Consider the following 18364-nt stretch of genomic DNA (forward strand, 5'->3'; position numbering starts at 1 on the left):
CGCGGCTGTCCGGCACGTGAAAGTGCAGCCCGCAAAACAAAGAGCAAAAGTGTTGGGTGGTGTCCGCTTCGTGGCGCAGGCGATCAGCTGTCGAAGGCATTCTGCAACCAGTTCAGCTGATCGAAGTTGCTATCAATGGCAACCACGTCGAAGCGGCAAGGGGAATTGGCCCAGCGTGACTCACGCTGAAGAAAATACTGCGCGGCAAAAATCAGTTTCTGCCGTTTGCGCTCATCGACGCTATCGAGCGCGCTACCCCATTGAGTGTTTTTTCTGTAGCGAACTTCAACGAATACTACTGTATCGCCATCTAGCATGACCAGATCAAGCTCGCCGCGTTTACACAACCAGTTCTGCGCCAGCAGGCGCAGCCCTCGTTGTTGAAGATGCTCGAGCGCATGGCGCTCGGCATCCTTGCCGCTTTGCTGGCGTGACCTGTCAGGCATCAGCGAGGTGTGTTCGGCAGGCGTTGAACCTGACCGTTGACGAACTCGGCCCACGGCAACTGCCGCACGACGCGCTGGTTCTGGGTCATGCTCAGGCTGCCCGACTGGCCTTCGATGCGGCTGTCCGGCAGGGCCTTGAGTTGTCCCAGGCGTGGCGCCAGGCGATAGGCGTCGACGCCCATTGCGTACAAACGACCCAGGCTGCCGGCCGCTTGCGGCCATTGTGCCGTGACTTGCTGGCGCAGCGGATCATTGGCATCCAGCAGCCATGGGGTTTCGCAAAAGCGAATGCCGTTCATGTCGTTGTACTGGTTTACGTCGCCGCTGGCGCTGAACACGTGGGAAGTGGCGTAGACCGGCACATCACCCGCGTACTGGAAGTTCAGGGTCGGTTTGATCTGTTGCGCCTGTTGTGGTGTGGCGGCCAGGAAGATGAACTCGATGTCCTGGCGACGCGAAGGCTGGGCGGCGACTTGCGAGCCGACCGTGCTTTGCAGGCTCTTGGCGCGACCTTCGCTCTGGCGCAGCTGGAACATGTCGGCAATCTGCTGGGCCAGTTGAACCGGCTGATCGACACGTTCGGTGGCGACAATGCTGCCGCCGTTCGCTTGCCAGTCCTGGCTGAACGCCCGCAGTACACGGTCGCCCCATTCGCCTTTCGGCACCATGATGGCTGCGCGATGCAGGCCGTCGGCGCGAGCGCGGCGGGACACTTCACGGGCTTCGTCTTCGGCGGCCAGACCAAACTGGAACAGTTGAGCCGGACCTTGATCGCCTTCGCTGTAGTTCAGCGCCAGGGTGGTGATCGGCAGTTGCGGGCGAGTGCTCAGCTGTTTGACCAGGGGCTTCTCCAGTGGGCCGACCACCAGTTGCACGCCATCGGCCTGGGCCTTGCGATAGAACTCGTCCATGGACGTCAGGCGCGAGCTGTCATAGAACTCGATGGCTGGCGGCTTCTGCCCGGCCTGTTGTGCCTGGTAGTGCGCGGCCATGAAACCTTCGCGAAGCGCCTTGCCGACCGAGGCCAGCGGGCCATCCTGTGGCAGCAGCAGAGCGATCTTGCTCAGGGGCTGGCTGGCCAGTTCCTTGAGCTTGGTCAGTGGCAGCGGCAGTTCAACGGCGGCCGGGTGTTTTGGATTCTGCTTGCGCCAGTTGTCGATGGCGGCCTGCTGCTGTTCCAGAGTGCCAGCAGTTTTCACCGCCAGCGCCAGGCCCATCCAGCCGCCGAGATCGTCAGTGGTGTTTGGCTGCAATTGGTCGGTCGGCAGCGAAGCGATCAATGCCCAGATCGTTTCGTGGTTTTTGCTGGCGGCTTCACCTTTGAGCATCGGCGCGATAAAGATGCGTTCCTTTGCGGCGGCCAGTGTCTGGCCATCGGCTTCAAGGGCGCGGGCGCGAACGGTGCCGGTACGGATCTGTTGCTCTTCCGGCAATTCGCCCAGGCGCTGCATGCTTGGATGGCTCAAAGCGGTCAGCGCAGCTTTCGGCTGATTGCGGGTCATGGCCAGCTCTGCGGCCAGTGTGCTGGCGAATACCTGCTGGCCGGGCTTGAGTTGCTCCACGGGCACTTGCTGCAGGATTTGCGCGGACTGAGCGGCATTGCCCTGGCGGTAGGCCAGGTCCGCTGCGCTCAGGCGCAACAGGGCGGCGTCTTCCGGCGATTTGCTTTGGGCGGCCTTCTCGAGCAGTTGCTCGATACTGGCATCCGGGGTCCGTGGAAGTTCGCCAAGGCTGGAGGAGGGCGAGCTGGCGCAAGCCGCCAGCAAGGCAGCGAGGCAGAGGGCAGTGAACAGCCGCAGGCAAGCGATCATGTAGTGTTCCTGATACTCGATCAAATTAGCGTGGAATTGTACCCAAGCACTGGCCGGGGCGCGATGTTACTGGCATCAATCGATCAATTTAGCTGGTGAAAATGTTGCGGTGCGGCAAAAACGGCTGCAAAACCGAGTGCTGCTTGCGCGTATCGCGAGCGTCGCGACGCGTTACAATGGCGGCTTTATCGATCATGAGGTGTGCGCTTTGACTGCTCCAGGTGCTTTGAATTCCGCTGCTGGCTCGCTTTATGTGGTGGCGACGCCCATCGGCAACCTGGACGACATCAGTGCGCGCGCGCTGAAAATCCTGCGCGATGTCGCGTTGATCGCCGCCGAGGACACCCGCCATTCCCAGCGTTTGATGCAGCACTTCGGTATCCAGACGCCGCTGGCAGCTTGCCATGAGCACAACGAGCGCGATGAAGGCAGTCGGTTCATTACCCGTCTCCTCGCCGGCGACAGTGTGGCGTTGATCTCCGATGCCGGGACGCCGCTGATTTCCGATCCGGGTTATCACCTGGTCCGCCAGGCCCGCGCTGCCGGGATCAATGTGGTGCCGGTGCCGGGTGCCTGCGCGTTGATCGCGGCACTGTCGGCGGCCGGGTTGCCGTCGGACCGTTTTATCTTCGAAGGTTTTCTGCCGGCCAAGGCGGTGGGACGACGCGCTCGTCTCGAGGCGATAAAGGAAGAGCCGCGCACGCTGATCTTTTATGAGGCCCCGCACCGCATCCTTGAATGTCTGCAGGATATGGAACTGGTGTTCGGCGCCGAGCGTCCGGCATTGCTGGCTCGCGAACTGACCAAGACGTTCGAAACCCTCAAGGGCTTGCCTCTGGCCGAATTGCGCCAGTTCGTCGAGTCGGACAGCAATCAGCAGCGCGGTGAATGCGTGGTGTTGGTGGCGGGCTGGACGGCGCCAGAGTCCGAAGATGCGGTCAGCAGTGAGGCGATGCGCGTTCTCAATCTGTTGCTCGAAGAAATGCCGCTCAAGCGAGCTGCGGCATTGGCGGCGCAAATTACCGGCGAGCGCAAGAATGTTCTTTACCAGGTCGCGCTGGATAAACAGAAAAGCGAGTAAAACCCGACGCATAGGCATGCTCGAAGGCGTTTAGCGCTTGTTCTTCGGGCGCTCTGCCGTTAACCTTCGCGGCGGAGAGTCGATCGGACAGTCGCTGCCCTCTATGAAAATTAGGGGGGGGAGGAAAGTCCGGGCTCCATAGGGCGAAGTGCCAGGTAATGCCTGGGAGGCGTGAGCCTACGGAAAGTGCCACAGAAAATAACCGCCTAAGCGCTTCGGCGCCGGTAAGGGTGAAAAGGTGCGGTAAGAGCGCACCGCACGTCTGGCAACAGTTCGTGGCTAGGTAAACCCCACTTGGAGCAAGACCAAATAGGGTCCCAAGGCGTGGCCCGCGCTGGGACCGGGTAGGTTGCTAAAGATGTCCAGTGATGGCCATCGTAGACGAATGACTGTTCAAGACAGAACCCGGCTTACAGATCGACTCTCCACCTTTTTCTCTCCTCTGCTTAAATCATTGAGCAGGGGGCGGTGATAGCAATTTCCCTTCTTACACAATCATCTGCAGAACCCCTGTTGTAATACCGAAAAAATCTTACTCTTAATAAATTACTTTAACTTTCGAACGCAGCCTTCTGTGCTGATTCAAGTTATCGGGCAGTTTTACCTGCCGGATTCTCGTTACCCCTCCTTTTATGCTCCTAAATCTCAGTTCTGTAAGGGTTTTCCTTTAATCCGCGCCTTGACGGTGTGGTGGGCGCATTCCTATAGTGTGCGCAAGTGGCGGAAAGTGGCATGAAGTGGGTTTTTTGAACTCAAAACGCTAGAATTTGGAGAAACGCTGACGTGTTTCGCGGAGCCAACGCTATCAGTCTCGATGCAAAGGGCCGTCTCGCCATGCCGAGCCGGTACCGTGACGAGCTCGTTTCGCGTAGTTCCGGTCAGTTGATCGTCACAATTGATGCCGTTGATCCGTGTTTGTGTGTTTACCCCCTCGATGAGTGGGAAATTATTGAAACCAAACTGCGCGCTTTGCCTTCGCTTCGCGAAGAGAACCGCCGCCTGCAACGTTTACTGATTGGTAATGCCGTCGACCTCGAGCTCGATGGCAGTGGTCGTTTTCTGGTTCCACCGCGTCTTCGTGAATATGCCAAGTTGGATAAGCGCGCGATGTTGGTAGGCCAATTGAACAAGTTCCAATTGTGGGACGAGGATGCCTGGGATGCGGTTGCTGCCGCTGACCTGGCTGCTATTCAACAACCGGGCGCCATGCCTGACGAACTGCGTGATTTGATCCTGTGACTATTGATAGCGGCTTTAACCACATCACCGTACTGCTTGACGAAGCCGTCGAGGCTCTCGCCGTACGTCCTGATGGCTGCTATCTGGATGGCACGTTCGGGCGCGGCGGGCATAGCCGGTTGATCCTCAGCCAGCTCGGTCCAGATGGCCGGTTGCTGGGATTCGACAAGGATCCTCAAGCGATTGCCACCGGGCAGACGCTAGCGGCCGAAGACGGCCGCTTTGTCGTTGTGCAGCGCAGCTTTGCCGAGCTCGGATCCGAAGTGGCCGAGCGCGGTCTGCACGGCAAGGTCAGCGGTATTTTGCTCGACCTCGGCGTGTCTTCGCCGCAGCTCGACGATCCTGAACGCGGCTTCAGTTTCCTCAACGATGGCCCGCTCGACATGCGCATGGACCCGTCCCGGGGGATCAGTGCGGCCGAGTTCGTCAACACCGCGCCCGCGGAAGAAATCGCCCGGGTGTTCAAGGAATACGGCGAAGAGCGTTTTTCCGGTCGCATGGCCCGTGCCGTGGCCGAGCGCCGTGACATCAAGCCGTTCGAGCGCACCGCTGATCTGGCCGAAGTGTTGAAAGTCGCCAACCCTGCGTGGGAAAAGGGCAAGAACCCTGCAACCCGTGCGTTCCAGGGCCTGCGTATTCACGTCAACAACGAACTGGGCGATCTGGAAACCGGCCTCGAAGCCGCGCTGGAATGTCTGGAAGTGGGCGGTCGCCTGGTGGTGATCAGCTTCCACTCGCTTGAAGACCGCATCGTCAAATTGTTCATGCGCAAGCTGGTGAAGGGTGAAGCCGACAACCTGCCGCGCAACCTGCCGGTTCGGCACGTCGCCTTCGAACCGAAAATCAAAGTCCATGGCAAAGCGCAGACGGCCTCCGACGCCGAACTCAAAGCCAACCCACGTTCCCGTAGCGCTGTCATGCGTGTGGCGGAGAAGCTGCGGTGAGCAGGCTTTTCGCCAAGCCACTGCCCGGCGGAAGCTTTTTCATGCTGCTGCTGTTTGTTGGCGTGCTCGTTTCGGCCATCGGTGTGTCCTACAGCGCGCACTGGAATCGTCAGTTGCTGAACTCGCTGTACAACGAGTTGAGCGTGCGCGACAAGGCGCAGGCTGAATGGGGCCGGTTGATTCTTGAGCAGAGCACCTGGACGGCGCATAGCCGTATCGAAGTGCTGGCCACCGAACAACTGAAAATGCGCATTCCCGGTGCCGCCGAAGTGCAGATGGTGGCGCCATGATGAAACTCGAGGGCGCACTCTTTCCGTGGCGCTTCCGCCTGGTGGTGGGTTTGCTCGGCGTCATGGTGGCAGCGATTGCCTGGCGCATCATCGACCTGCAAGTGGTTGACCGTGACTTCCTCAAAGGTCAGGGCGACGCGCGCAGCGTTCGTCACATTCCGATTCCGGCTCACCGTGGCCTGATCACCGACCGTAACGGCGAGCCATTGGCCGTGAGTACACCGGTGACGACCCTGTGGGCCAACGCCAAGGAAATGCAACTGGCCAAAGAGAAGTGGCCAGCACTCGCCGCCGCACTCGGGCAAGACCCGAAAGCTCTGGCCGAGCGCCTCGAAGCACAAGCCAATAAAGAATTCATTTACCTGGTGCGCGGGCTGACGCCTGAGCAGGGCCAGGCTGTGCTCGATCTGAAAGTGCCGGGCGTCTACGGCATCGAAGAGTTCCGCCGTTTCTACCCTGCCGGTGAAGTCACCGCGCATATGGTCGGTTTCACCGATATCGACGATCACGGTCGAGAAGGTGTCGAACTGGCCTACGACGAATGGCTCGCCGGGGTGCCCGGCAAACGACAGGTGATCAAGGACCGGCGTGGCCGGTTGATCAAAGATGTCCAGGTCACCAAAAACGCCAAGGCCGGAAAGCCCTTGGCGTTGTCCATTGACCTGCGCCTGCAATACCTGGCCAACCGCGAATTGCGTAACGCGATCATCGAGAACGGCGCCAAGGCCGGCAGCCTGGTGATCATGGACGTGAAGACCGGCGAGATCCTCGCCATGGTCAACCAGCCGACCTACAACCCGAACAACCGTCGCAACCTGCAACCGGCGATGATGCGTAACCGCGCGATGATCGACGTGTTCGAGCCAGGCTCGACCATGAAAGCGATCTCGATGAGCGCCGCGATCGAAACCGGGCGCTGGAAACCGAGCGACACCGTCGAGGTGTACCCGGGCTCCCTGCAGATCGGCAAGTACACCATCAAGGACGTCTCCAAGACCGAAGGTCCGGTGCTCGACCTGACCGGCATTCTGATCAATTCCAGTAACGTCGGCATGAGTAAGGTCGCGTTCGATATCGGCGGCGAAACCATTTTCCGTCTGGCGCAGAAAGTCGGCCTCGGCCAGGACACCGGTCTTGGCTTTCCGGGCGAGCGCGTCGGCAACCTGCCGAACTACCGCGAGTGGCGCAAGGCTGAAACCGCAACGCTGTCCTATGGCTACGGTATTTCGGTGACGGCGATCCAGCTGGTGCACGCCTTCTCGGCGCTGGCCAACAACGGTCGTCTTGCACCGCTGACACTGATCAAAACCGACAAGGCGCCGCAAACCACCCAGGTATTGCCGGAAGCTGTCGCGAAAACCATGCAAGGCATGCTGCAACAAGTGATCGAAGCCCCGCGCGGTGTATTCCGTGCGCAGGTGCCGGCGTATCACGTGGGCGGCAAGTCCGGTACTGCACGTAAAACCTCGGTCGGCACCAAAGGCTATGCCGAGAATTCCTACCGCTCGCTGTTCGCCGGTTTCGGCCCGATGAGCGATCCGCGGTACGCCATCGTGGTGGTGATCGACGAACCGACCAAGGCCGGTTACTTCGGTGGCCTGGTATCGGCGCCGGTATTCAGCCGTGTGATGTCCGGCACCCTGCGCCTGATGAACGTCACACCGGACAACCTGCCACCTACTCAACAAGCGAACGCTACGCCGGTCGTTCCACTGAAAGCCAATGGAGGGCGCGGCTGATGTCATTAAGTCTGAACAAGATATTCCCCCACGCCGGCCACGATCTGTTGATCCGTGAATTGGCGCTGGACAGTCGCAACGTACGCGCCGGGGACCTGTTCCTCGCGGTGCCGGGCGGCAAATTCGATGGCCGTGCACACATCGCCGACGCACTGGCGCGCGGCGCGGCTGCCGTGGCTTATGAAGTGGAAGGCGCTACTGTGCTGCCGATCACTGACGTGCCATTGATTCCGGTCAAAGGCCTGGCGGCGCAGCTGTCGGACATCGCCGGGCGTTTTTATGGCGAGCCGAGTCATCACCTGAACCTGGTGGGCGTGACTGGCACCAACGGCAAGACCAGCGTGACCCAACTGGTTGCCCAGGCACTGGACCTGCTCGGTCAGCACTGCGGCATCGTCGGCACGCTCGGCTCCGGTTTCTACGGCGCGCTGGAAAGCGGCCTGCACACCACGCCGAATCCGATTGCCGTGCAAGCGACCCTGGGCGACCTGAAAAAGGCCGGTGCCAAAGCGGTCGCGATGGAAGTGTCTTCCCATGGTCTGGATCAAGGCCGTGTCACCGCACTGGCGTTTGATGTGGCGGTGATGACCAACCTGTCCCGCGATCATCTGGACTATCACGGCACCATGCAGGCTTATGGCGAAGCCAAGGCCAAACTGTTTGCCTGGAACGATTTGAAGTGCCGTGTGGTGAACCTCGACGATGATTTCGGCCGGCAACTGGCCGCCGAAAAACGTGAATCGCGGCTGATCACCTATAGCCTGCTCGACAGCAGCGCCTACCTCTATTGCCGCGAAGCGCATTTCGACGACGAAGGCGTGCGCGCCACGCTGGTGACGCCGCAGGGCGAGCACCATCTGCGCAGCACCTTGCTCGGCCGTTTCAACCTGAGCAATGTACTGGCAGCGGTCGGCGCTTTGCTCGGTCTGGATTACGCGCTGGACGAAATTCTCAAGGTGTTGCCGAAGCTTGAAGGCCCGGCCGGTCGCATGCAGCGCCTCGGTGGCGGTACTCAACCGTTGGTGGTGGTCGATTACGCTCACACCCCGGATGCTCTGGAAAAAGTTCTGACGGCATTGCGTCCGCACGTAAAAGGTCGGTTGCTGTGCCTGTTCGGCTGTGGCGGCGACCGCGATCGCGGCAAGCGTCCGCTGATGGCGGAAGTGGTCGAGCGTCTGGCCGACGGCGTGCTGGTCACCGACGACAATCCTCGCACCGAAGATCCTTCAGTGATTTTTGACGACATCCGCGCCGGTTTCACGGCTGTGGATAAAGTGACGTTCGTCGCTGGCCGTGGCCAGGCGATTGCCCAGTTGATCGCGAGTGCGTCGGCGGACGACGTGATCGTGTTGGCCGGCAAAGGTCACGAGGACTATCAGGAAATCAATGGCGAACGCCACGCCTTCTCCGATCTGGTCGAGGCCGATCACGCCTTGACCGCGTGGGAGGTGGCCCATGCTTAAAGCCTTGAAACTGAGCGAATTGACCGGCGCGCTGAATGCCCGCCTGATTTCTGCCGATGCCAGCTTCGACGGTGTCAGCATCGACAGCCGTGCGATCAAACCGGGTCAGTTGTTCATTGCCTTGGCCGGTCCGCGCTTCGATGGTCATGACTACCTCAATGACGTGGCGGCCAAAGGTGCCGTGGCGGCATTGGTCGAGCGTGAAGTGGCCGACAGCACACTGCCGCAATTGCTGGTCAGCGATACCCGTCAGGCACTCGGCCAGTTGGGCGCGCTGAACCGCAAAGCCTTCACGCATCAGGTCGCAGCCGTCACCGGTTCCAGCGGCAAGACCACGGTCAAGGAAATGCTCGCGAGCATCCTGCGCACGCGCGGTCCGGTGCTGGCGACCCGTGGCAATCTGAATAATGACCTCGGCGTTCCGCTGACCCTGCTCGAACTGGCGCCGGAGCATAGCGCCGCCGTGATCGAACTCGGTGCCTCGCGCCTGGGTGAAATTGCCTACACCGTGGGCATGACCAAACCCCACGTGGCCATTCTCAACAATGCCGGAACCGCCCACGTTGGCGAGTTCGGCGGGCCGGAAAAAATCGTCGAAGCCAAGGGCGAGATTATTGAAGGGCTGGATGCCGATGGCGTCGCCGTTCTCAATCTCGACGACAAGGCGTTCGGTATCTGGAAGGCGCGCGCCGGTGATCGCAAAGTGCTGACGTTCGCCTTGAGCAACACCAGCGCTGACTTCTACGGCAGCGACCTGGCCACCGATGCGCGCGGTTGCCCGGCGTTCAACCTGCACAGCCCCGAAGGTGTGGAGCGCGTGCAATTGAACCTGCTCGGCACCCACAACGTGGCTAATGCCATGGCTGCTGCGGCGGCTGCCCATGCGTTGGGTGTGTCGCTGTTCGGCATCGCCACCGGCCTCGGCGCAGTGCAACCGGTCAAGGGTCGTACCGTTGCGCAACTGGCGACCAACGGCATGCGCGTGATCGATGACACTTACAACGCAAACCCCACCTCGATGTGCGCCGCCGTTGATATACTCGCCGGCTTTTCCGGCCGCACCGTTCTGGTGCTCGGGGATATCGGCGAGTTGGGCGATTGGGCGGAGCAGGGGCATCGCGACGTGGGCGAGTACGCCCGTGGCAAGGTTTCCGCGCTGTACGCCGTCGGACCCATGATGGTTCACGCCGTCAACGCCTTCGGTCCACAAGCCTTTCACTTCAGCACGCAGGCTGAACTGATCAAGGCCCTGGGCGCCGAGCAAGACACAAACACCACCATTTTGATCAAGGGCTCGCGCAGCGCCGCGATGGAAAACATCGTCGCCGCTTTGTGCGGGACCAGCCTGGAGAAACATTAATGCTGCTGCTGCTAGCGGAGTATCTGCAACAGTTCTACAAAGGCTTCGCGGTCTTCCAGTACCTGACCCTGCGCGGGATTCTTGGTGTACTGACCGCGCTGGTCTTGTCGCTGTGCTATGGCCCGTGGATGATCCGCACCCTGCAGAACCGTCAGATCGGTCAGTCCGTTCGTAACGATGGTCCGCAATCGCACCTTTCCAAGTCCGGCACCCCGACCATGGGTGGCGCGTTGATCTTGTCGTCCATCGGCGTCAGCACCCTGTTGTGGGCTGACTTGAGCAACCGTTACGTCTGGGTCGTGTTGCTGGTGACCTTGTTGTTCGGCGCCATCGGCTGGGTCGACGACTACCGTAAAGTGATCGAGAAGAACTCCCGTGGCTTGCCAAGCCGCTGGAAGTATTTCTGGCAGTCGGTATTTGGCCTCGGCGCGGCGATCTTCCTTTATATGACCGCTGCCACACCGGTGGAAACCACGCTGATCCTGCCGATGCTCAAGGACTACAGCATTCCGCTGGGCGCCGGTTTCATCGTGCTGACCTACTTCGTGATCGTCGGTTCGAGCAACGCGGTCAACCTGACCGACGGCCTCGACGGCCTGGCGATCATGCCGACCGTGATGGTCGGTGGTGGCCTGGGCATTTTCTGCTACCTGTCGGGTAACGTGAAATTCGCCGAATACCTGCTGATTCCTTATGTGCCGGGCGCGGGCGAGTTGATCGTGTTCTGCGGCGCATTGATCGGTGCGGGCCTGGGTTTCCTCTGGTTCAACACCTATCCGGCGCAAGTCTTCATGGGTGACGTCGGCGCACTGGCGCTGGGCGCAGCCCTGGGCACCATCGCGGTGATCGTCCGTCAGGAAATCGTCCTGTTCATCATGGGCGGTGTGTTCGTGATGGAAACCCTGTCAGTGGTCATTCAGGTCGCCTCTTTTAAACTGACCGGTCGCCGCGTATTCCGCATGGCGCCGATTCACCACCACTTTGAACTCAAGGGCTGGCCCGAGCCGCGTGTGATTGTCCGTTTCTGGATCATCACCGTGATTCTCGTGTTGGTCGGCCTTGCCACCCTGAAGCTGAGGTAGAAACTCGTGTCTCTGATCGCTTCTGACCACTTCCGCATCGTTGTCGGCCTCGGCAAGAGCGGCATGTCCCTGGTTCGCTTCCTGGCGAATCGGGGCGTGGCGTTTGCCGTGGCCGATACGCGGGAAAATCCACCGGAACTGGCCACGCTCAAGCGTGACTATCCGCACGTGGAAGTGCGTTGTGGCGAGCTGGACGTCGAATTCCTGTGCCGTGCCGACGAGCTCTACGTGAGCCCCGGTCTGGCCCTGGCGACCCCGGCGTTGCAGGCTGCCGCCGCCCGTGGCGTGAAATTGTCCGGCGATATCGAGCTGTTCGCGCGTAACGCGAAGGCGCCGATCGTGGCCATCAGCGGTTCCAACGCGAAAAGCACCGTGACCACCCTGGTCGGCGAGATGGCGGCAGCGGCCGGCAAGCGTGTCGCCGTCGGCGGCAACCTCGGCACGCCGGCGCTGGACCTGCTGAGCGACGACATCGAACTGTACGTAATGGAGTTGTCGAGTTTCCAACTGGAAACCACCGACCAGCTCAACGCCGAAGTGGCGACCGTGCTCAACATCAGCGAAGACCACATGGACCGCTACAGCGGTCTGCCGGCCTATCATCTGGCCAAGCACCGGATCTTCCGTGGTGCCAAGCAGTTTGTGGTCAACCGTCAGGACGCCCTGAGCCGTCCGCTGATGGGCGAGGGCCAGCCGTGCTGGACCTTCGGCCTGACCAAACCGGATTTCAAGGCATTCGGTATCCGTGAAGAAGACGGCGAGAAATACCTGGCCTTCGAATTCCAGAACCTGATGCCGGTGCGCGAGCTGAAAATTCGCGGTGCACATAACCAATCGAATGCCCTCGCGGCATTGGCGCTCGGTCATGCCGTCGGCCTGCCGTTCGACGCCATGCTCTCGGCCCTGCGCACCTTCGCCGGTCTCGAGCATCGCTGCCAGTGGGTGCGTGACCTGGATGGCGTGGGCTATTACAACGATTCCAAAGCCACCAACGTGGGCGCCGCGCTGGCAGCTATCGAAGGCCTGGGCGCGGACATCGACGGCAAGGTCGTGCTGATCGCCGGTGGCGACGGCAAGGGCGCCGAGTTCAACGACCTGCGTGATCCGGTGGCAGCCAACTGCCGCGCCGTGATCCTGATGGGCCGCGATTCCGACAAGATCGGCGAGGCCATTGGCGATGCAGTGCCGTTGATTCGTGCCGGCTCTCTGATTGATGCCGTTGTGCAATGCCGCGCCGCTGCCCAATCGGGTGACGTGGTGCTGCTGTCGCCAGCCTGCGCCAGCTTCGACATGTTCAAGAACTACGAAGACCGTGGTCACCAGTTCGTCCAAGCTGTGGAGGAACTGGCATGAGCCTGCTGAACATCATCAAGCCGTACCCATCGCCACTGATCACCGGGCGCGGTATCGACCTCGACTTCCCGATGCTCGCCGGGTGCCTGGCGTTGCTCGGCCTCGGGCTGATCATGATTGCCTCGGCTTCCACTGAAGTGGCAGCCGTGCAGTCGGGCAGCGCCCTGTATTACATGATTCGCCACCTCATCTATGTGGTGCTGGGCCTCGGTGCCTGCATCGTCACCATGATGATTCCGATCGCCACCTGGCAACGCCTGGGCTGGCTGATGCTGCTGGGCGCATTCGGCTTGCTGGTGATGGTGATCATCCCCGGCATCGGCCGTGAAGTGAACGGTTCGATGCGCTGGATCGGTTTCAGTTTCTTCAACGTACAGCCGTCCGAAATCGCCAAGGTGTTCGTGGTGATTTACCTCGCCGGATATCTGGTGCGTCGTCAGAAAGAAGTGCGTGAAAGCTGGATGGGCTTCTTCAAGCCGTTCATCGTTCTGCTGCCAATGGCGGGCCTGTTGCTGATGGAGCCTGACTTCGGTGCCACCGTCGTAATGATGGGCGCAGCGGCGGCGATGCTATTCCTCGGCGGGGTCGGCTTGTTCCGGTTCTCTCTGATGGTGGTGCTCGCGGTCGGCGCGGTGGTGCTGTTGATCCAGATGCAGCCGTATCGAATGGCGCGTCTGACCAACTTCGCCGATCCGTGGGCCGACCAGTTCGGTGCCGGCTATCAGTTGTCCCAGGCCTTGATCGCGTTCGGTCGCGGCGAGTGGCTGGGCGTTGGCTTGGGCAACAGCGTGCAGAAACAGTTCTACCTGCCGGAAGCGCACACCGACTTCGTGTTCTCGGTCCTGGCCGAAGAGCTGGGCGCCGTGGGTTCCTTGTGCACGGTCGCGCTGTTCGTCTTCGTCTGTATTCGTGGCATGTACATCGGTTTGTGGGCCGAGAAGGCCAAGCAGTTCTTCGCGGCTTATGTGGCCTACGGTTTGTCGTTCCTGTGGATCGGTCAGTTCCTGATCAACATCGGCGTGAACGTCGGCCTGCTTCCTACCAAAGGTCTGACGCTGCCGTTCCTCAGTTATGGCGGCAGTTCGTTGGTGATTTGCTGTGCCTGTCTCGGCTTGTTGCTGCGCATCGAGTGGGAGAGTCGAACCCACCTGGGCAGTGAAGAGATGGAGTTCCATGAGAGCGACTTCGCAGAGGAGCCGAACCATGGGCGCTAACGTCTTGATCATGGCTGGCGGCACCGGTGGGCATGTGTTCCCGGCGCTGGCCTGTGCCCGCGAATTCCAGGCGCGCGGTTACACCGTGCATTGGCTGGGCACGCCGCGCGGCATCGAGAACGAACTGGTCCCGGCGGCCGGCATCGAACTGCATCGAATCAACGCCAGCGGCCTGCGGGGCAAGGGCAAATTGTCGTTGCTCAAAGCGCCGTTCATGTTGCTCAAATCGGTCTGGCAGGCGCGGGCGATCATTCGTCAGCTGCGGCCGGCCTGCGTGGTGGGCTTTGGTGGCTATGTGACCGGTCCTGGCGGTGTTGCCGCCAAACTGGCCGGCGTACCGGTGATCGTTCATGAACAGAACGCCGTGGCCGGTACCGCCAATCGGTTGCTGGTGCCGTTGGCCGCCCGAGTCTGTGAAGCGTTCCCCGACACCTTTACCCTGTCGAACAGCCGTCGGACCACCGGTAACCCGGTGCGCACCGAGCTGTTCCTCGAAACACCGCGACCAGCCCTGGCCGGTCGCAAGGCGCGTTTGCTGATCCTTGGCGGAAGCCTGGGCGCAGAGCCGTTGAACAAGTTGCTGCCTGAAGCCCTGTCGCAAGTCGCCGTCGACCTGCGCCCGGACGTGTTCCATCAGGCCGGCAAAAACCACGATGAAGTGACTGCAGAGCGCTATCGCGCAGCTGGCGTCGAGGCGCAGGTGCAGCCTTTCATCAAAGACATGGCCCAAGCCTATGGCTGGGCCGACCTGGTGGTATGTCGCGCAGGTGCGCTGACCATCAGTGAACTGGCTGCCGCCGGTCTGCCCTCGATGCTGGTGCCCTTGCCCCATGCGATTGACGATCACCAGACCCGCAACGCCGATTATTTGGCCCGTGAAGGCGCAGCCTTCCTGATGCCGCAAAGAACGACTGGCGCAGCGGATCTTGCCGCGCGCCTGACAGAGGTCCTGATGCAACCGCAACGACTCGAAGAAATGGCCCAAGCGGCCCGCCGTCTGGCCAAACCCGATGCCACCCGTAACGTGGTCGATACCTGCCTGGAGGTGGCCCATGGTTGAGAATCAGAAAGCCATGCCGCAACCGGAAATGCGCCGCATCCGTCGCATCCACTTCGTCGGTATCGGCGGCGTGGGCATGTGCGGGATTGCCGAAGTGTTGTTGAACCTGGGCTATCAAGTGTCCGGCTCCGACCTGAAGGCTTCGCCGGTCACCGAGCGCCTGGAGTCTTTCGGCGCGCAAATCTTTATCGGCCACCGTGCCGAGAACGCTGCCGCCGCCGACGTGCTGGTGGTGTCGAGCGCCGTGAACACCTCGAACCCGGAAGTCGCCACCGCGCTGGAACGCCGTATTCCTGTAGTGCCGCGTGCAGAAATGCTTGCTGAGCTGATGCGCTACCGCCACGGCATCGCCGTCGCCGGTACCCACGGCAAAACCACCACCACCAGCCTGATCGCTTCGGTGTTTGCAGCCGGTGGCCTGGACCCGACGTTCGTCATCGGTGGCCGTCTGAATGCCGCGGGCACCAATGCCCAGCTCGGCACCAGCCGTTACCTGATCGCCGAAGCCGACGAAAGCGATGCCAGTTTCCTGCACCTGCAACCGTTGGTGGCCGTGGTCACCAACATCGACGCCGATCACATGGCGACCTACGGCGGTGACTTCAACGTACTGAAGAAAACCTTCGTCGAGTTCCTGCACAACCTGCCGTTCTACGGTTTGGCGGTGGTGTGCCTGGACGATCCGGTCGTGCGCGAAATCCTGCCGCAGGTCAAGCGTCCGACCGTTACCTACGGCTTTGGCGACGACTGCGACGTACGCGCGATCAATGTGCGCCAGCAAGGCATGCAGACTTTCTTCACCGTGCTGCGTCCTGACCGCGAGCCGCTGGATGTCTCGGTGAACATGCCGGGCAACCACAACGTATTGAACGCATTGGCGACCATTTGCATCGCCACCGACGAGGGCGTCAGCGATGAAGCCATCGTCCAGGGCCTGTCCGGGTTCCAGGGTGTCGGCCGCCGCTTCCAGGTCTACGGCGAACTGCCGGTAGAGGGCGGCAACGTGATGCTGGTCGACGATTACGGTCACCACCCGACCGAAGTCGCCGCCGTGATCAAAGCCGTGCGCGGTGGCTGGCCGGAGCGCCGACTGGTGATGGTCTACCAGCCGCACCGCTACAGCCGTACCCGCGATCTGTACGACGATTTCGTCAATGTACTGGCCGACGCCAACGTGCTGCTGCTGATGGAAGTCTATCCGGCGGGCGAAGAGCCGATTCCGGGTGCCGACAGCCGCAAGCTGTGCAACAGCATCCGCCAGCGCGGTCAGCTTGATCCGATCTACATCGAGCGTGGTGTCGACCTCGCGCCAGTGGTCAAGCCGCTGCTGCGTGCCGGCGACATCCTGTTGTGCCAGGGCGCCGGTGATATTGGCGGCCTCGCGCCAAAACTGTTGAAAAGTGAGTTGTTCGCCGGTGCGGTTGCCGCGCCGGAGAAGGGGAAGTTGAAATGACTGCTGCATACGCCAACCTCGTCTCCACGATCGCGCCGAAAGATTTCGGCCGCGTCGCCGTGCTGTTCGGCGGCAAGAGTGCCGAGCGCGAAGTGTCCCTGAAGTCGGGTAACGCTGTTCTCGACGCGCTGCAAAGCGCGGGCGTGGACGCGTTCGGCCTCGACGTCGGTGATGACCTGCTGCAGCGTCTGCAGAGTGAAAAGATCGACCGCGCCTTCATCATTCTCCACGGTCGTGGCGGTGAAGACGGCAGCATGCAGGGCCTGCTCGAATGCCTGGGTATTCCTTACACCGGCAGCGGCATCCTCGCCTCGGCACTGGCCATGGACAAGCTGCGCACCAAGCAGGTCTGGCACAGCCTCGGGATTCCGACGCCGCGTCACGCCGTGCTGCGCAGCGAGGCCGATTGTATTTCGGCGGCGACGGAACTGGGCTTCCCTTTGATCGTCAAACCGGCGCATGAAGGTTCAAGTATCGGGATGGCCAAAGTGACTTCCGCGCCGGAATTGATCGACGCATGGAAAGCGGCCAGTACCTACGATTCGCAAGTGTTGGTCGAGCAATGGATTCAAGGTCCGGAGTTCACCATCGCCACCCTGCGTGACCAGGTGTTGCCTCCAATCGCCCTGGGCACGACGCACAGTTTCTACGACTACGACGCCAAGTACATCGCCAACGATACCCAGTACCGCATTCCGTGCGGACTGGACAGCGCCAAGGAAAAGGAACTCATGGACCTCACGGCGAAAGCCTGTGAAGCGCTGGGTATCGCCGGTTGGGGCAGGGCCGACGTGATGCAGGACGCCGACGGGCAGTTCTGGTTCCTGGAAGTCAACACGGCGCCGGGCATGACCGATCACAGCCTGGTGCCGATGGCGGCCCGTGCTGCCGGTCTGGATTTCCAGCAACTGGTCGTGGCCATCCTGGCCGCCAGTGTTGAAGAGTCGAGAGGTTAAGACCATGCACGGCGCTCAAGTCAGACATCAGCCACCCGCACCCGGCCGCAAGCCGGTGCCGCGGGGTGCCAGCCGAATGGTGGCCAAAGAGCCGATGTCTGCGCGCCTGCCGAAAGCCAATTTCGGTTTTCTGAAAAGCCTGTTCTGGCCGGTGCTGCTGGTGGCATTGGGGTTTGGTACTTACGAAGGTGCACAGCGATTGCTGCCGTACGCCGACCGGCCGATCACCAAGATCAACGTGCAGGGCGACTTGAGTTACATCAGCCAGCAAGCGGTGCAGCAGCGAATCGCCCCGTACGTGGCGTCGAGCTTCTTCACAGTCGACCTGGCGAGCATGCGCTCGGAGCTGGAACAGATGCCATGGATTGCCCACGCCGAAGTGCGTCGGGTATGGCCGGATCAAGTGGTCATCCGCCTGGAAGAACAACTGCCGGTGGCCCGCTGGGGCGACGAGTCGCTGTTGAACAACCAGGGCCAGGCGTTCACCCCGCGTGAGCTGGCGAACTACGAACACCTGCCACAGCTGTTCGGCCCACAACGGGCCCAGCAGCAAGTAATGCAGCAATACCAGGTCCTGAGCCAGATGCTCAGGCCAATGGGCTTCTCGATTGCGCGCCTGGAGTTGCGTGAGCGAGGCAGCTGGTTCCTGACCACTGGCCCCGGCAGCGCGGGCCCCGGAATCGAACTGCTGCTGGGACGCGGCAACCTGGTGGAAAAGATGCGCCGCTTCATTGCCATCTATGACAAGACGCTCAAAGAACAGATTACGAACATTGCGCGCATCGATCTGCGCTACGCCAACGGCCTCGCTGTTGGCTGGCGGGAACCTGTAGCGCCCACGACAGCCCAACCCGCTGTCGCGAAGAATTAAGA

Annotated in this window: 16 protein-coding genes and 1 other RNA gene; 15 read left to right on the top strand and 2 right to left on the bottom strand. The window is 61.2% G+C overall.

The window, feature by feature from the left end; all coding sequences use genetic code 11:
* Nucleotides 1–83: 83 nt before the first annotated feature.
* Both ACW9JC_RS02810 and ACW9JC_RS02815 read right to left on the bottom strand, forming a co-directional pair.
* On the bottom strand, nt 84–446 hold the full coding sequence (locus tag ACW9JC_RS02810) for a YraN family protein (protein WP_457453463.1): 363 nt from the start codon (nt 444–446) through the stop codon (nt 84–86).
* A complete protein-coding gene (locus ACW9JC_RS02815; protein ID WP_457453438.1) occupies nt 446–2257 on the bottom strand; it encodes a penicillin-binding protein activator in 1812 nt (603 codons plus the stop codon). The genes ACW9JC_RS02810 and ACW9JC_RS02815 overlap by 1 nt, the downstream gene beginning before the upstream one ends.
* A 208-nt stretch (nt 2258–2465) precedes the next feature.
* Here ACW9JC_RS02815 and rsmI point away from each other — a divergent pair, with 208 nt between their 5' ends.
* The 15 genes from rsmI to ACW9JC_RS02890 all read left to right on the top strand — a co-directional run bounded on the left by rsmI (nt 2466) and on the right by ACW9JC_RS02890 (nt 18362).
* Complete coding sequence (gene rsmI / locus ACW9JC_RS02820) at nt 2466–3338, top strand: 16S rRNA (cytidine(1402)-2'-O)-methyltransferase (protein ID WP_457453440.1); 873 nt, start codon at nt 2466–2468, stop codon at nt 3336–3338.
* Between the two features lie 75 nt (nt 3339–3413).
* Nucleotides 3414–3767: RNase P RNA component class A (gene rnpB, locus ACW9JC_RS02825), an RNA gene on the top strand.
* Nucleotides 3768–4121: 354 nt separating this feature from the next.
* The gene (gene mraZ, locus ACW9JC_RS02830) at nt 4122–4577 is read left to right on the top strand and encodes a division/cell wall cluster transcriptional repressor MraZ (RefSeq protein WP_338582920.1); all 456 of its coding nucleotides are present in this window, start codon (nt 4122–4124) and stop codon (nt 4575–4577) included.
* The gene (gene rsmH, locus ACW9JC_RS02835) at nt 4574–5521 is read left to right on the top strand and encodes a 16S rRNA (cytosine(1402)-N(4))-methyltransferase RsmH (protein ID WP_445177282.1); all 948 of its coding nucleotides are present in this window, start codon (nt 4574–4576) and stop codon (nt 5519–5521) included. Before mraZ ends, rsmH begins: the two co-directional genes overlap by 4 nt.
* Entirely contained in the window at nt 5518–5811 is a 294-nt protein-coding gene (ftsL, locus tag ACW9JC_RS02840) for a cell division protein FtsL (RefSeq protein ID WP_338582919.1), read from the top strand. The genes rsmH and ftsL overlap by 4 nt, the downstream gene beginning before the upstream one ends.
* Entirely contained in the window at nt 5811–7550 is a 1740-nt protein-coding gene (locus ACW9JC_RS02845) for a peptidoglycan D,D-transpeptidase FtsI family protein (RefSeq protein ID WP_416126409.1), read from the top strand. Before ftsL ends, ACW9JC_RS02845 begins: the two co-directional genes overlap by 1 nt.
* Nucleotides 7550–9013, top strand: a complete 1464-nt coding sequence (locus tag ACW9JC_RS02850; RefSeq protein ID WP_457453442.1) for a UDP-N-acetylmuramoyl-L-alanyl-D-glutamate--2,6-diaminopimelate ligase — start codon at nt 7550–7552, stop codon at nt 9011–9013. Before ACW9JC_RS02845 ends, ACW9JC_RS02850 begins: the two co-directional genes overlap by 1 nt.
* Entirely contained in the window at nt 9006–10373 is a 1368-nt protein-coding gene (locus tag ACW9JC_RS02855; protein WP_457453444.1) for a UDP-N-acetylmuramoyl-tripeptide--D-alanyl-D-alanine ligase, read from the top strand. The genes ACW9JC_RS02850 and ACW9JC_RS02855 overlap by 8 nt, the downstream gene beginning before the upstream one ends.
* Nucleotides 10373–11455, top strand: coding sequence for a phospho-N-acetylmuramoyl-pentapeptide-transferase (gene mraY, locus ACW9JC_RS02860; RefSeq protein WP_016773275.1), 1083 nt, complete (start codon nt 10373–10375; stop codon nt 11453–11455). The genes ACW9JC_RS02855 and mraY overlap by 1 nt, the downstream gene beginning before the upstream one ends.
* A gap of 6 nt (nt 11456–11461) precedes the next feature.
* On the top strand, nt 11462–12808 hold the full coding sequence (gene murD, locus ACW9JC_RS02865) for a UDP-N-acetylmuramoyl-L-alanine--D-glutamate ligase (RefSeq protein ID WP_457453446.1): 1347 nt from the start codon (nt 11462–11464) through the stop codon (nt 12806–12808).
* A complete protein-coding gene (ftsW, locus tag ACW9JC_RS02870) occupies nt 12805–14022 on the top strand; it encodes a putative lipid II flippase FtsW (protein ID WP_445177281.1) in 1218 nt (405 codons plus the stop codon). The genes murD and ftsW overlap by 4 nt, the downstream gene beginning before the upstream one ends.
* Nucleotides 14012–15082: an undecaprenyldiphospho-muramoylpentapeptide beta-N-acetylglucosaminyltransferase gene (murG, locus tag ACW9JC_RS02875; RefSeq protein ID WP_338582912.1), complete on the top strand. Its 1071-nt coding sequence runs from the start codon at nt 14012–14014 to the stop codon at nt 15080–15082. Before ftsW ends, murG begins: the two co-directional genes overlap by 11 nt.
* A complete protein-coding gene (gene murC / locus ACW9JC_RS02880) occupies nt 15075–16535 on the top strand; it encodes a UDP-N-acetylmuramate--L-alanine ligase (protein WP_457453448.1) in 1461 nt (486 codons plus the stop codon). The genes murG and murC overlap by 8 nt, the downstream gene beginning before the upstream one ends.
* Entirely contained in the window at nt 16532–17491 is a 960-nt protein-coding gene (locus ACW9JC_RS02885; protein WP_448109249.1) for a D-alanine--D-alanine ligase, read from the top strand. The genes murC and ACW9JC_RS02885 overlap by 4 nt, the downstream gene beginning before the upstream one ends.
* A 4-nt stretch (nt 17492–17495) precedes the next feature.
* Nucleotides 17496–18362, top strand: coding sequence for a cell division protein FtsQ/DivIB (locus ACW9JC_RS02890; RefSeq protein ID WP_338582909.1), 867 nt, complete (start codon nt 17496–17498; stop codon nt 18360–18362).
* Nucleotides 18363–18364 lie beyond the last annotated feature (2 nt).

This window comes from Pseudomonas sp. SDO5591_S426 (assembly GCF_054070755.1).